The organism is Streptomyces sp. NPDC031365 (assembly GCF_055569765.1).
The window spans coordinates 68,149-82,274 of record NZ_JBVIIM010000013.1 but is presented as its reverse complement, the minus strand read 5'-3'; the positions used below and the strand labels follow the sequence as shown (position 1 = coordinate 82,274).

At 71.7% G+C, this 14,126-nt stretch carries 9 protein-coding genes; 7 read left to right on the top strand and 2 right to left on the bottom strand.

The genetic code is table 11. The features are described from left to right. Nucleotides 1-9 precede the first annotated feature (9 nt). The 3 genes from ACZ5C2_RS20470 (at nt 10) to ACZ5C2_RS20460 (ending at nt 4,605) form a co-directional block, all read left to right on the top strand. Nucleotides 10-594 carry a hypothetical protein gene (locus tag ACZ5C2_RS20470; protein ID WP_468792924.1) on the top strand — a complete coding sequence of 195 codons (585 nt, stop codon included), beginning with the start codon at nt 10-12 and terminating at the stop codon, nt 592-594. 731 nt (nt 595-1,325) lie between these two features. Beyond that, a complete protein-coding gene (locus ACZ5C2_RS20465; RefSeq protein WP_468793144.1) occupies nt 1,326-4,385 on the top strand; it encodes a helix-turn-helix transcriptional regulator in 3,060 nt (1,019 codons plus the stop codon). Between the two features lie 34 nt (nt 4,386-4,419). Further along, a complete protein-coding gene (locus ACZ5C2_RS20460) occupies nt 4,420-4,605 on the top strand; it encodes a DUF6191 domain-containing protein (protein ID WP_468792922.1) in 186 nt (61 codons plus the stop codon). A gap of 7 nt (nt 4,606-4,612) precedes the next feature. Here ACZ5C2_RS20460 and ACZ5C2_RS20455 read toward each other — a convergent pair whose 3' ends face one another. Together ACZ5C2_RS20455 and ACZ5C2_RS20450 are read right to left on the bottom strand one after the other, a co-directional pair. Continuing rightward, nucleotides 4,613-5,776, bottom strand: coding sequence for a PQQ-dependent sugar dehydrogenase (locus ACZ5C2_RS20455; RefSeq protein WP_468792919.1), 1,164 nt, complete (start codon nt 5,774-5,776; stop codon nt 4,613-4,615). Between the two features lie 164 nt (nt 5,777-5,940). Continuing rightward, a complete protein-coding gene (locus ACZ5C2_RS20450) occupies nt 5,941-6,939 on the bottom strand; it encodes an aldo/keto reductase (RefSeq protein ID WP_468792916.1) in 999 nt (332 codons plus the stop codon). 74 nt (nt 6,940-7,013) lie between these two features. Here ACZ5C2_RS20450 and ACZ5C2_RS20445 point away from each other — a divergent pair, with 74 nt between their 5' ends. The 4 genes from ACZ5C2_RS20445 to ilvN all read left to right on the top strand — a co-directional run bounded on the left by ACZ5C2_RS20445 (nt 7,014) and on the right by ilvN (nt 14,072). Continuing rightward, nucleotides 7,014-7,967 (top strand): 2-hydroxyacid dehydrogenase, encoded by a 954-nt coding sequence (locus ACZ5C2_RS20445; protein WP_468792914.1) that lies wholly within the window; start codon nt 7,014-7,016, stop codon nt 7,965-7,967. Nucleotides 7,968-8,377: 410 nt separating this feature from the next. Next, nucleotides 8,378-11,443 carry a putative bifunctional diguanylate cyclase/phosphodiesterase gene (locus ACZ5C2_RS20440; protein ID WP_468792911.1) on the top strand — a complete coding sequence of 1,022 codons (3,066 nt, stop codon included), beginning with the start codon at nt 8,378-8,380 and terminating at the stop codon, nt 11,441-11,443. Nucleotides 11,444-11,668: 225 nt separating this feature from the next. Further along, nucleotides 11,669-13,525 (top strand): acetolactate synthase large subunit, encoded by a 1,857-nt coding sequence (locus ACZ5C2_RS20435; RefSeq protein ID WP_468792909.1) that lies wholly within the window; start codon nt 11,669-11,671, stop codon nt 13,523-13,525. A gap of 22 nt (nt 13,526-13,547) precedes the next feature. After that, complete coding sequence (gene ilvN / locus ACZ5C2_RS20430; protein WP_024888027.1) at nt 13,548-14,072, top strand: acetolactate synthase small subunit; 525 nt, start codon at nt 13,548-13,550, stop codon at nt 14,070-14,072. Nucleotides 14,073-14,126: the final 54 nt, after the last annotated feature.

Sequence of the window (14,126 nt, the reverse complement as noted above, 5' to 3'; positions counted from 1 at the left end):
GTGCGGGGCATGGGAACCAGGACAGTGGACGAAACCGGAGCCGGAACCGAGCGCGACGAGACGGCAGAGACGGCAGTGGACGCCACTGAGGCCGCCGGCACGGAGGCTCAAGCGAAAACGGAAGCGGAAACGGAAACGGAAGCGGTAGCAGAAGCAGAAGCAGAAGCGGACAGGGCCGCACCCGGGGCCGAGGAGTCGTCCGGAGTCGGGCAGGGCGCCGCAGCCGTTGTCTCGGTGGCGCTCGGCCTCGTCTCGCTCACCGGCAGTTGGCTGGGCACCGTCGCCGCCGCGCGCGAGACCCTCGTGGGCCAGCTGGAGACAGCGGCGGATGCCGGCGTCGCCGCTCAGGTCAAGGAGGTGTACGGCGATGCCTGGAACACCAGCGCCCTGTGGGGCGGCCTGTTCGCGCTGACCGCGCTGATCGTCGGCGTGGTGGTGCTCGCGAGGCCCGCCTTCGGAACGCCCGGCCGGACGACCCAGGCACCCTGGATCAAGTCGGTCGCCTGGGCGGGTGTCACGCTCGGCGTCATCGGACTGCTCCTGGCGGTCCTCAAGTACACCGACATCCTCCTGGGCATGCCCGCTGCCGGCTGAGCCGACGCAGGTCACGAGGGGTCTTCGGGCAACGGAGGCCCCTTGCGCCCGTCCGGGAGGGGGAGTTTCGGCGAGGGCTCAGGCAGTGGCGGAGAGCTCGGCGACCGTACTAAGTGCCTTCTAAGGCCCCGCACCCGTGGAAGATACGGAACCTTCCCGATGTGGGCGGCCGGCCTCTGAGACGAAGGTGGAGACATCGCAGAAAGCGATGTCTCCACCGACTCCGCCAGGGGGACCACACCATGTTCGAGTACGCGCTCCACCAGCAGCGCCACGAGGAGCTCCTCCGCCGGGCGGCGCACGAGCGACGGGTTCTCGAGGCACTCCGCGGCCGACGTGCCGCCCGCCGCGAAGCCGCCGCACGAAGCTCCGAGCCCGAGAGCCATATCCGCCGCCACCGACGCTCCCGGTTCGCCCGGGCGGCATGAGCCCGCAGTGGGTGACGGCGGTCGCACGGGGGTCGGCCGCCGTCCCCGCCGCTCCGGCTCCCGTCGGGCCGGCGGGCACCGCCGTCTGCGCGGGTGACTCGGCCCGGGGGCGGAGGCAACCGGTATCCGGCCGGAAGTCCGGCGCCGGGCGAGCACCTGGCGCGGGCCGGCCGAGGGCGGCGGTCCCGCCCGTAAGTGAACGCCTGCCGGTCGGGGCAGCCCCGCGCGACGCCGGGAGCGGGTGGTGCCGTGGGCTTCCCTCCCGGAACGAAAACAGGTGCCCTGTTGTCGGAGGTGCGTGCGATGCTCGGGGGCGTGGAGACCAAGTCCGTGAGTCCGGTGTTCGTCGGCCGCACCTCTGAGCTCAACACTCTGAACAGCGCGCTCGCCCGGGCCGGGGCCGGTGAGCCGCAAGCGCTGCTGGTCGGTGGCGAGGCCGGTGTCGGAAAGACCCGACTCGTCGAGGAGTTCGCCGCGGCGGCCCGCCGCCGGGGCGCGATCGTCGCGCTCGGCGGCTGCGTCGAGATCGGCGCCGACGGACTGCCCTTCGCCCCCTTCTCCACCGCGCTGCGCCAGCTGCGCCGCGAGCTGCCCGAGCAACTCGCCGCCTCCTCCTCCGGGCAGGAGGAGGAACTCGCCCGGCTGCTGCCCGAACTCGGCACCGCCGCCGCCCGCGAGGCCCGGCGCGACGAACAGGGCATGGCCCGTCTCTTCGAACTCACCGCCCGCCTGCTGGAACGCGTCACCGCCGAGCACACCGTCGTCCTCGCCCTGGAGGACCTGCACTGGGCCGATGCCTCGACCCGCCACCTGCTCGCCTACCTGTTCCGCACCCTGCGCACCGGCCGCCTCGTCGTCCTCGCCACCTACCGCTCCGACGACATCCACCGCCGCCATCCCCTGCGCCCCCTGCTCGCCGAACTCGACCGGCTCCGCACCGTCCAGCGCGTCGAACTCGGCCGCTTCAACCGCGAGGAGGTACACCGCCAGATCGCCGGTATCCTCTCCCGCGAACCAGACCCGGACCGCGTCGACGACATCTTCGACCGCTCCGACGGCAACGCCTTCTTCGTCGAGGAACTCGCCGTCGCCGCCGACGAGGGCTGCTGCACCGGCCTCACCGACTCCCTGCGCGACCTGCTCCTGGTCCGTGTCGAGGGCCTGCCGGAGAGCGCCCAGCGGGTCGCCCGGATCGTCGCCGAGGGCGGCTCCACCGTCGAGGACCGACTGCTGGCCGCCGTCGCCCGGCTCACCGAGGACGACCTCATCGAAGCCCTGCGGGCCGGCGTCAACGCCAACATCCTCGCCCCCGCACCCGACCGGGACGGCTACCGCTTCCGCCACTCCCTGGTCCGCGAGGCCGTCAGCGACGACCTGCTGCCCGGCGAACGCTCCCGCCTCAACCGCCGCTACGCCGAGGCACTGGAAGCCGACCCCACCCTCGTCCCCGCCGACGAGCGGGTGACCCGCCTGGCCAGCTACTGGTACCACGCCCACGACGCCGCCAAGGCCCTGCCCGCCGTCCTCGACGCCTCCGTCGAGGCCCGCCGACGCCATGCCCACTCCGAGCAACTGCGCCTGCTGGAGCGGGCCATGGAGCTGTGGGACGCCGTTCCCGACACCGTACGGGCCACCCTGCGACCCGTCGACTACGCCGAGGTCTACCCCCCCTGCGGATGCGCCGCGGAGACAGCGCCGCTGCGCTACCTCGACCTGATGGCAGAGGCCGCCGTCGCCGGCCGCCTCTGCGGGGAACGCGAACGCTCGCTGAAGATCACCAAGCGGGCGCTGCGCCTCCTCGACGAGGACCCCGACCCCTTGCGGGCCGCCTGGTTCTGGGTGCAGCGCTCCCGGCTCACCCAGGCTCTCGCCCGCGGCGACGGCTGGGCCGAACTCGGCACCGCACGGGATCTGGTGCGCGGTCTGCCGCCCTCCGAGGTGCACGCCGACGTCCTCGCCTCCGCGGCCAGCTGGTCGATGCTGCACGAACCCGGCCCGGAGGCCATGGCCGCCGCCGAACGCGCCGTCGAGTACGCGCGCATGGTCGGCGCCCCCGACATCGAGCTCAACGCCCGGCTCACCCTTGGCGGCCTCATGGTCGACGCCGGTGACATCGAGACCGGACTCGCCGAGATGTACGAGGTCAAGGACCGGGCGGCCGAACTGGGAGTGGACATGGTCGTGGCGCGCGCCCATGTGAACCTCCCCTCCGTACTCGAAGGCATCGGCCGCTCCGACGAGGCGGCGGCACTCCTCGGCGAGGGCGTCCACATCACCCGCGGGCTCGGGCTGCTGGACTCCGAGGGCTGGGTGTGGGGCAACCTCGCCGAGTCCCTCCACTCCCTCGGCCGCTGGGACGAGGCGGCGCAGGCCGCGGCCAACGCGCAACGCCTCGAGCAGAGCGCCAAGCCGCGCGCCGGCGGCTCGATGCGCCTGGCGTACCTCGCGTACGACCGCGGGGACCTGGCCGAGGCTGCCCGCCGTCTCGCCGACGCCCGCACCTTCTTCGGCACCCACGACCCGATGCCGCAGTACGCCCTCCCCATGAAGTGGGTCGCCGTCGGTATCGCCGCCGCCGAGGGCCGCCTGCCCGACGCCCGCGCCGAACTGCTCGCCGCCCTCGACACCGGACTCCCACCCGGTACCCAGCGCTACGGCTGGCCCCTGCTGCTCGCTGCCACGACCGCGGAGGCGGACGCCCACGGCGATCCGGCGGCCGAGACCGGTCGGCCGGAGATCCTGGAGCGGATCCGCAAGGCCGCCAGGACCCTGGCGACCGGCGTGCCCCTGTGGAGGGCCCACGACCTCTGGCTGCGCGCAGAACTGCTGCGCGCCGAGGGCCGGTTCGCGCCGGACGAGTGGTCTGCCGCCGTCGAGGCGGTGGAGCCGTTGGGCCGACCCTACGATCTCGCACGCGTCCGGTACCGTCTCGCCGAAGCGCTGCTCGCCTCCGGGGCGGACGGCGACGAGCGCGCCCGCGCCGCGGAGCTGCTGCGGCTGGTCGACGCCGTCGCCGGTCACCTCGGCGCCGTACCGCTGGCTCGCTGCGCCGCCCTGCTGGCGCAGCGGGCGCGCCTCGCACCGGCCCTCGCCGTCCGGGAGATGGCTCCCGGCCCCGCCGATCCGGTGGAGGCGCTCGGTCTCACCAGCCGGGAGCGCGATGTCCTGCGCCTGGTGGCGGCCGGCCACACCAACCGCCGTATCGCCGGGGAACTGTTCATCTCTCCGAAGACGGCCAGCGTCCATGTCTCCAACATCCTCGCCAAGCTGGGCGTCTCCGGCCGCGGCGAGGCGGCGGCGGTGGCGCACCGGCTCGGCCTCTTTCCGGCGGAGGAGGAAGAACGGCTGGCGGCGGGATACTAGGTGCACGACACAGGCGGCACCGGGAGGGGGATCGATGTTCAACGCTTTCGAGGAACTGTTCGCCCCGGGCCGCAAGCACACCCGTGATGAGCAGAACCGCCTGGAGCTGACCCGGGAGGACGCCGGCGACGCCGACCCCGGACGCGGGCCGATCGACCTCGCGTCCGGAAAGGTCACGGTGCGGCCCGCGGTGCCGGATGAGGTACCGCGGGGGGACTGAACGCCGGCTAGCTCACCTGGAGCTCCAGGATGCGGTCGTCGCCGTCCTTCGGGGTGAGCCTGCCGTCCGTGTTGCTGGTGACAAGCCACAGCTTGTCGTCGCCCGCCGCGACCACCGTGCGCAGCCGGCCGTACTCCCCCTCCAGGAAGGACTGCGGGTCCGCCGAGGCCTCCCTGCCCTTCAGGGGTATGCGCCACAGGCGCTCGCCGCGCAGGCCCGCCATCCAGACCGAGCCCTCGGCGTACGCGATGCCGCTGGGGGAGGCCTCGGCCGGCTTCCACTGGTCGATGGGGTCGTGGAAGTCGCCGTCGTCGGATTCGCCCTCCGCCTCCGGCCAGCCGTAGTTGTCTCCCGGCTCGATCGCGTTCAGTTCGTCCCAGGTGTTCTGGCCGAACTCCGAGGCGAACAGCCGCTGCTTGCCGTCCCAGGCCAGACCCTGCACATTGCGATGGCCGTAGGTGTACACGGGCGAGTCGGGGAACGGGTTGCCCGGGGCGGGCTCACCCTCCGGGGTCAGTCGAAGGATCTTGCCGCCGAGCGACTCCTTGTCCTGGGACAGGCCGGTGTCACCGCTCTCGCCCGTGCCCACGTACAGCATCTTGTCCGGGCCGAAGGCGATCCGCCCGCCGTTGTGGATCACTCCCTTGGGGATGCCCCGGAAGACCGTGTCGGGAGCGCCCAGCTGGTTTCCGGCCGGTTGCCCGGCGTCGTGGATCAGGCGGACGACGCGGTTGTCGGAGGCCGAGGTGAAGTAGGCGTAGATCATGTGGTCCGAGGCGTACTCGGGGGAGAGGGCGATGCCCAGGAGACCGCCCTCGCCCGACGGCGACGCCCCCGGCACCTCGCCCAGCTCGGTCTTCTTTCCGGTCCTGCCGTCGACCCGGGTGATCGTCGCCTCGTCCCGGGAGGACACCAGGAGGTCGCCGCCCGGCAGGGGCGCCAGGCCCCAGGGGCTGTCCAGGCCCGACGCGACCGTGCGGACCACCTTCACCGAGCCCTTCGCGGGTGGGGTCGTCTCCCCGGTCCGCTCCGGGGCCGACGAGCGCGCCGTCGTATCCCTCGGGGTGGCGCTGCCGTCTCCGCCGGCTGCTCCTCCGTCACCGGAGGAGCAGCCGGCCGTCAGCAGGAGCGCGGAGGCGGCCAGGACGGCCGTCGCGGCTCGATGTCCCACGATCTTGTCCCTTCGACGCGGCGGGTTCTACCTGTCATACACCGCTCGCGCCTCCCAGGTTCCCGATCGTCCCCGCCCCGAACCGGAAGACAGCGAGTGATGAGCCGCCGCCCGCCGCCCGCCGGCCCCGGGCTCGGCCCGTCACCCCCACGACCTCCGTCGGCTCAGTCCCACGACCCCTGGGCCGCGGGCAGCGCCGCGATGTCCGTGAGGTCCTGTTCCGTCAGGTTCAGGGCTGTCGCCGCCGCGTTCTCGGTGGCCCACCGCTCCCGCTTCGTGCCGGGAACCGGGATCACCTGGCGGCCGCGGCTCAGCACCCAGGCCAGGGCCACCTGCGCCGGGGTGGTGGTATCGCCGTGCCGGCGGGCGACGCGGCGCAGGCCGACCACGATCGGCTGGTTCGCGGCCATCATCTCCGCCGTGAAGCGGGGGTGACGGGCGCGCAGGTCGTCCGCCTCGAATCCGACGCCGGGCGTCAGCGTTCCCGTCAGGAAGCCGTTGCCCAGCGGCATGGCGGCGAGGAAGCCGATCCCCCGCGACTCGCACCACGGCAGGAGCGTCTCCAGCGCCTCCGGTGACCACACGGACAGCTCCGCCTCCACGGCGCTCACCGGAAAGACCTGCTGCACCCGCTCCAGTTGCCGGACCGTCGCGTCGTGCAGCCGCGCCCCCGGCCGCCGGGACGAGCGGGCCCCGACCGCGCACAGCCCCAACGCCCGTACCTTCCCCGCCTGTACGAGGTCGGCCATCGCGCCCCAGGTCTCCTCGACGGGGACCTCCGGGTCGGCGCGGTGCAGCTGGTAGAGGTCGATGACGTCGGTCTGGAGCCGGCGCAGCGACGCGTCGCAGGCTCTTCTGACGTACCCGGGGCGGCCGTTGGCCACGATGTGCTGGTCGCCCACCAGCAGCCCGACCTTCGTCGACACGAAGGCGTCGCGGCGCCGCTCCTTCAACACCCGCCCGATCAGCAGCTCGTTGGTGAACGGGCCGTACATGTCGGCGGTGTCGAGGAGGGTCGAGCCCGCATCCAGCGCCCGGTGCACCGCCCTGAGCGATTCCTCGCCGCGCTGCCGGGACGTGCTGTAGGCCCAGCTCATCGGCATGCAGCCGAGCCCTACGGCCCCCACCGCGAGCGCCGCCGCGCCGATAGTCCTGCGCTCCACCTGCTCGTGACCCTCCCTCTCCGGTCCCCAACCTAACCTCTGCCGCGGACAGCTCCTGAACTAGCCTCCCGACCATGACTGCCGCTGACGTATGGCTTCCCTTTCCGCCGGACGAGATCGACGGCCTCCCCGAGGGCCCGCGCTACCGCTTCTGGGACGGCGGTGAGGAGTTTCCCGCCGACCCGGCCGACTGCGCCTTCTACGTCGTGCCGTACATGAAGCCGGCAGGGGTCGGGGTGCGGCCGATGCCGCTGATGCGTTCCGTGCGGGTCGTGCAGACTCTGTCGGCAGGCACCGACCACGTCGAACCCGGGCTGAAGCACCTGCCCCCGGGCGTGCGGCTGTGCAATGCGCGTGGAGTGCACGAGGCCAGCACCGCCGAACTCACGCTCGCGCTGACCCTGGCCTCCCTGCGCGGCATCCCCGGGTTCGTGCGAGCGCAGGACAGGGGTGAGTGGCGCGGAGGGTTCCGGCCCGCGCTCGCCGACAAGAACGTGCTCATCGTGGGCTACGGATCGATCGGCGCGGCCATCGAGGACCGGCTCGTGCCGTTCGAACTCGCGCGGGTGGCGCGCGTCGCGCGCTCCGCGCGCACCACGGAGCGCGGGCCGGTGCACCCGCTCACCGAACTGCCTTGCCTGCTTCCGGAGGCGGATGTCGTCGTTCTCTCCACCCCGCTGAACGAGACCACCCGGCACCTCGTGGACGCCGGGTTTCTGGCCCGGATGAAGGACGGCGCCCTGCTCGTGAACGTGGCCCGCGGAGGCGTCGTTGACACCGAGGCGCTGCTCACCGAGCTGGAGAGCGGGCGCATCACCGCGGCCCTCGACGTCACGGATCCGGAACCGCTGCCCGCGGAACATCCCTTGTGGCGGGCACCGGGCGTGCTCGTCACCCCGCACGTCGGGGGACCCACGTCCGCCTTCCTGCCGCGCGCCGAGCGGTTGCTGCGGGATCAGTTGCGCCGTTACGTGAACCAGGAGGAGCTCGGAAACGTGGTTCTTGTGACGGGAGCGGAAGGCACGTAGTCCGCTTCGGGTACCGTCCGCGTTTTCCCGGACGCGGTGGGTACTCATATAGCAGTTGATCGTTACGGAGCGTAGAGATGCTATGTCCCTGAGTGACGAGACTGGTGTATCGTCCCGACAGGGGCTGCGCCGCTGACCAACGGCGCGGGGGATGGACACGGAGACTGAGGGGGGCGACGGACGATGCACGGCCTGTGGACGAGCGATCCGACGCGGCGGGGCCATCAGCGGCGGCAAGGGCGTGCGGACGCGGGCGGCCGCGGTCGCCACGGCGGCCATCACACCCGGCAGGACGACCGGCCCGGCCGTCCGGGTCCTGTGTACCACCGGCATGCCGGCCCCAGGAGGCATGCCCACCCGGTGCACCGGGGGCCGAGGGATCCGGGAGCGGCGCGGACCGGGAGGAACCGGTGAGCGCGCCCACCCCCACGTCGACCCTCGACGGAGCGCTGCGCCCGCCGCCCGCCGGGCGGGCGGCGCTGCCCGACGTGCCGGTCGCCGGCCACCGGGCCGGCCCGGTCGCGCAACTCGTCCTGGCCCTCGTCTGCGGGGCCTACGCCATCGGTGCCGCGCTCGGCTGGGGCTCGGAGCAACTCGCACTGATCATGGGTGACTTCGGGCTGAGCGCCGCCGCCGGTGCCGCGGCCGTCTCCTGCTTCGTCTACGCCCGCCGCCCTCGTACCCGGTTTCGACCCGCCTGGACGCTGTTCGCCCTCTCCTCGGTCATGGCCTCCCTGGGCAACCTGGTCTGGGGGTGGTACGAGGTCGTGCTGGGCATCGCGGTGCCCAGTCCCAGCTATGCGGACCTGTTCTTCCTGTGCTTCGCGCCGCCCGCGATCGTGGGACTGCTGGTGCTCGCCAAACGGCCCGTGACCAAGGCCGGCTGGGTCTGTCTCGCCCTGGACGCCTGGCTGATCGGCGGCTCCCTGCTGACACTCGCGTGGAGCCTGGCCCTCGCGCAGGCCGCCCAGGCCGAGGGCCCGGGCGTCGCGCACACCGCGCTGTCGCTGGCGTACCCGCTGCTCGACATCGCCCTGGTCAGCATGGTGCTCGCGCTCCACTTCCGGCGTTCCGCGGTGAACCGGTCCGCGGTCAACACCGCGATCGGCGCGCTCGCGCTGACCGTGATGTGCGACGCCCTGTTCACCTCCCCGCTGCTGCACGCCGGTTACCGCTCAGGACAACTGCTCGACGCCGGCTGGTTCGCCGGCTCGCTGCTCCTGGCCTACGCCCCCTGGACCGCGCCCCGCGGCGGACCGCCCGAGTGCGAGGGGCACACCCGCGTGGTCCGCGAGCACCTGCCGGGGCGGCGCGGCGGACCGGACCACCACCCCCCGTCGGCGCCCGGCGGCGAGCCCGGCCGGTATCCGCTCTCCCGGCCCATCGCAGGCTCCCTCGCCGCGCTCACGCCGTACCTCGCCGCGGCCGTGTGCACCCTGGGGATCCTCTACAACGTCCTGAACGGTCGCAGTGTGGACCGTGTCGTGCTGATCACCGGGGGCACCGTGGTGCTCGCGCTCGTCGTGCGCCAGGGCATCATGCTGTTGGACAACATCACCCTCACCCAGGAACTGGCGCAGAAGGAGAACCACTTCCGCTCCCTGGTGCAGGGCTCCAGCGACGTCATCATGATCGCCGCGCCCAGTGGCATCCTCCGCTACGTCTCCCCGGCCGCCGCAGGTGTGTACGGTCGCCCCGCGGAGGACCTCGTGGGGACGGAACTGGCCGGTCTCATCCACCCGGAGGACCTGGGCCGCGTCGTGCACGAGGTGCGCCGCTTCCTCGCCGCCGACCCGGTCGAGGAACCAACGACCCGCATCGAGTGCCGCTTCCGCTCCGGCGGTGGGGGCACTTCCCGCTCAGGGGGGTCCCCCCGCTCGAGCGGAGCCGGGAGTGGGGGAGAAGCCGAGAGCGGGGGAGGATGGCTCAACGTCGAGTCGACCGTCAACCGGCACCACGGCGGCCTCATCTTCAACAGCCGTGACGTGACCGAGAGGGTGCGGCTCCAGGCGCAGCTCCAGCACAACGCGGAGCACGACCCGCTCACCGACCTGCCCAACCGCGCCCTGTTCACCCGGCGCGTCCAGCAGGCGCTGTCCGGCCGCCGTGCCTCCGACCGCGGGGCCGCCCTCAAGGGCACGGCGGTGCTCTTCATCGACCTCGACGGCTTCAAGGGCGTCAACGACACCATCGGGCACCAGGCCGGGGACGAACTGCTCGTCCAGGCCGCCCGCAGGCTCCAGGACGCGGTCCGCAAGGGCGACACCGCCTCCCGGCTGGGCGGCGACGAGTTCGCTGCCCTGATCGCCGGGGACGGCGTCCGTGACCGGGAGGCCCGGGAGCGGCACATGCTGGAGCTCGCCGACCGCCTCAGAGTGACCCTGTCCCAGCCCTACGTCATCGACGGCAACGATGTCCGGGTCAACGCCTCGATCGGTGTGGCCTTCGCCGAACCGGGCGTCGGAGCAGGCGAGTTGCTGCGCAACGCCGACCTCGCCATGTACCGGGCCAAGGCGGCGGGCAAGGGCCGGGTGGAGTTGTACGAGCCGCACATGCAGCAGGACGTCATCCGCAAGGCGGAACTGGCCACGCGGCTGCGTGCGGCACTGCACCACGGTGAGTTCGCCCTGCTCCACCAGCCGGTGGTGTGTCTGGCGGACGGCCGGATCACGTCCGTCTGCGCCCAGGCGCGCTGGCGCTCGTCCCAGGGGGTGCTTTTCACGCCCGCGGAGTTCCTGCGGGTGGCCGAGGACAGCGAGAAGACCGCCGAGCTGGGCCGATGGGTGCTGGAGGAGGCCGTCGAGCAGGCCGCCGAACGGCACGCGACCGGCCTGCCCGTGCCCGTGGCCGTCCGGCTGAGCGCACGCCGGCTGTTGGACCGGTCCCTGCCGCTGGGCTCGATCGAGGCCCTGCTCACCCGGCACGGGCTGCCGTCCGGCTCCCTGGTCGTCGAGCTTGCCGACACCGACCCCCGGGTTCCGCTCGACGAACTGGAGCACCGGCTGACCGTGCTCAAGCGGCTCGGTGTCCGGATCGCGCTCGACGGGTTCGGAGGTGGTTCCGCCGCGATCACGGCCCTCAGACGGCTCCCCGTCGACATACTCAAGCTCGACCGCAGTCTGATCGACGGCGTCATGGAGTCCGCGCGGCTGCACAAGATCACCGGTGGGCTGCTGCGCATCGCCTCCGACCTCGGGATGCACTCCGTGGCCGTGGGCGTGGACCTGCCCGAGCAGGCCCTGGCCCTGCGCGCCATGGGCTGTACGCACGGGCAGGGCATGGCCTTCTCCGGGCCGCTGGACGAGTACCGGCTGCGCAGGGCGCTGGCCGCCGGACACCGTTTGGTACCGCACGGACCGTCCGAGCCCGTTTTCGTCGGCGGGGGGCCGGGCGTGTACTCCACCGGTGTGACCGCCGTCCTCAAAGGTGGTACGGCACTCCGCTCACATCGTGAGACTCCCGTCCCACCCACTTGACAGTGGGTGTGCGCCGGGGGGAGGGTCAGATCCATGCGCACCCGAATTCTCGTACTTGGACAGCGCGTCGGCTGACGCTGAGCCCTGATCGCTCAGCGACCACCACCCGACGCGCTTCCCCTCGCTTGCCTTTTGGCACGAGGGGTTTTTTGTTGCACAGGCACCTGCCGAGCAGCACGCGTAACCCGCAGAAACGTCGCAAAAACCCTCAGCATCGAGAAGAGAATGCCGATGACCGAGCAGGCCACCGGGGCCCATCACCCGCAGCCCCGGCCCCGATCCGGAGGACAGTCCACCCCTGTCGAGCACGTCACGGGTGCGCAGTCCCTCATTCGCTCTCTCGAGGAGGTCGGCGCCGACACGGTATTCGGCATTCCCGGCGGCGCGATCCTTCCCGCCTACGACCCGCTGATGGACTCCACCCGGGTGCGTCACGTCCTGGTCCGGCACGAGCAGGGCGCCGGCCACGCGGCCACGGGTTACGCGCAGGCCACCGGCAGGGTGGGGGTCTGCATGGCGACCTCCGGGCCCGGGGCCACCAACCTGGTCACCCCGATCGCCGACGCGCACATGGACTCCGTGCCGATGGTCGCGATCACCGGTCAGGTCGCCTCCAAGGCGATCGGCACGGACGCCTTCCAGGAAGCGGACATCGTCGGCATCACCATGCCGATCACCAAGCACAACTTCCTGGTCACCAAGGCCGAGGACATCCCGCGGGTGATCGCGCAGGCGTTCCACATCGCCTCCACCGGCCGCCCCGGCCCGGTGCTGGTCGACATCGCCAAGGACGCCCTCCAGGCGAGGACGACCTTCTCCTGGCCGCCCACCATGGACCTGCCCGGCTACCGGCCCGTCACCAAGCCGCACGCCAAGCAGATCCGCGAGGCCGCCAAGCTGATCACCGCCGCCAAGCGGCCGGTCCTCTACGTCGGCGGCGGCGTCATCAAGGCCCGCGCCACCGCCGAGCTGAAGGTCCTCGCGGAACTCACCGGAGCTCCCGTCACCACCACCCTGATGGGACTCGGCGCATTCCCCGACAGTCACGAGCTGCACGTGGGAATGCCGGGCATGCACGGTGCGGTCACCGCCGTCACCGCGCTGCAGAAGGCCGACCTGATCGTCGCCCTCGGAGCCCGCTTCGACGACCGCGTCACCGGCAAGCTGGACAGCTTCGCCCCGTACGCCAAGATCGTCCACGCCGACATCGACCCGGCGGAGATCGGCAAGAACCGCGCCGCCGACGTGCCGATCGTCGGTGACGCCCGTGAGGTCCTCGCCGACCTCATCCAGGCCGTCCACAAGGAGCACACCGAGGGCAACCGCGGCGACTACACCGCCTGGTGGAAGGACCTGAACCGCTGGCGTGAGACCTACCCGCTCGGTTACGACCAGCCCGGGGACGGCTCGCTCTCCCCGCAACAGGTCATCGAGCGCATCGGGCAGCTGGCGCCCGAGGGCACCGTCTTCGCGGCCGGTGTCGGCCAGCACCAGATGTGGGCCGCGCACTTCATCCAGTACGACAAGCCCGCCACCTGGCTGAACTCCGGCGGCGCCGGAACCATGGGCTACGCGGTCCCGGCCGCCATGGGCGCCAAGGCCGGTGTGCCGGACCGCGCGGTCTGGGCGATCGACGGCGACGGCTGCTTCCAGATGACCAACCAGGAACTCACCACCTGCGCCCTGAACAACATCCCGATCAAGGTCGCCATCATCAACAACGGCGCCCTCGGGATGGTCCGCCAGTGGCAGACCCTCTTCTACAACCAGCGGTACTCCAACACGGTGCTGCACTCGGGTCCCGGAGCGGACACGACCGAGAAGAGCGCCGGCACCCGCGTCCCCGACTTCGTGAGGCTGTCGGAGGCCATGGGCTGCTACGCGATCCGCTGCGAGAACCCCGCCGACCTCGACAAGGTCATCGAGGAGGCGAACTCGATCAACGACCGCCCGGTCGTCGTGGACTTCATCGTCCACGAGGACGCGATGGTGTGGCCGATGGTCGCCGCCGGGACCTCCAACGACGAGATCATGGCCGCCCGGGACGTCCGCCCCGACTTCGGCGACAACGAAGACGACTGAGAGCCGTAAAGGAAAGCAGATCATGTCCAAGCACACGCTCTCCGTCCTGGTGGAGAACACCCCCGGCATTCTGGCCCGGATCGCCGCCCTGTTCTCCCGCCGCGGCTTCAACATCGACTCACTCGCCGTCGGTGTCACCGAGCACCCCGACATCTCCCGCATCACCATCGTGGTGAGCGTCGACGAGTTCCCGCTGGAGCAGGTGACCAAGCAGCTCAACAAGCTCGTCAACGTGCTGAAGATCGTCGAGCTCGAACCGGGGCACGCCGTCCAGCGCGAACTCGTTCTGGTGAAGGTGCGCGCCGACAACGAGACGCGTTCCCAGATCGTCGAGATCGTCCAGCTGTTCCGCGCCAAGACGGTGGACGTCTCCCCGGAAGCCGTGACCATCGAGGCCACCGGCAGCAGCGACAAGCTGTCCGCCATGCTCAAGATGCTGGAGCCGTTCGGCATCAAGGAGCTCGTCCAGTCCGGAACGATCGCGATCGGACGAGGCGCCCGCTCGATCACGGACCGGTCGCTGCGCGCCCTGGACCGGTCGGCGTAGGACAGCGAACGGGTGGTCGGCCGCGACACCGGCCGCCCGTATTCCGAGACTCCG

What these genes read in the sequence shown, in the direction of transcription:
- ACZ5C2_RS20470 (WP_468792924.1), top strand. Translation starts at nt 10, where the DNA reads ATGGGAACCAGGACAGTGGACGAAACCGGAGCCGGAACCGAGCGCGAC.
- ACZ5C2_RS20465 (WP_468793144.1), top strand. Translation starts at nt 1,326, where the DNA reads ATGCTCGGGGGCGTGGAGACCAAGTCCGTGAGTCCGGTGTTCGTCGGC.
- ACZ5C2_RS20460 (WP_468792922.1), top strand. Translation starts at nt 4,420, where the DNA reads ATGTTCAACGCTTTCGAGGAACTGTTCGCCCCGGGCCGCAAGCACACC.
- ACZ5C2_RS20445 (WP_468792914.1), top strand. Translation starts at nt 7,014, where the DNA reads ATGACTGCCGCTGACGTATGGCTTCCCTTTCCGCCGGACGAGATCGAC.
- ACZ5C2_RS20435 (WP_468792909.1), top strand. Translation starts at nt 11,669, where the DNA reads ATGCCGATGACCGAGCAGGCCACCGGGGCCCATCACCCGCAGCCCCGG.
- ilvN (WP_024888027.1), top strand. Translation starts at nt 13,548, where the DNA reads ATGTCCAAGCACACGCTCTCCGTCCTGGTGGAGAACACCCCCGGCATT.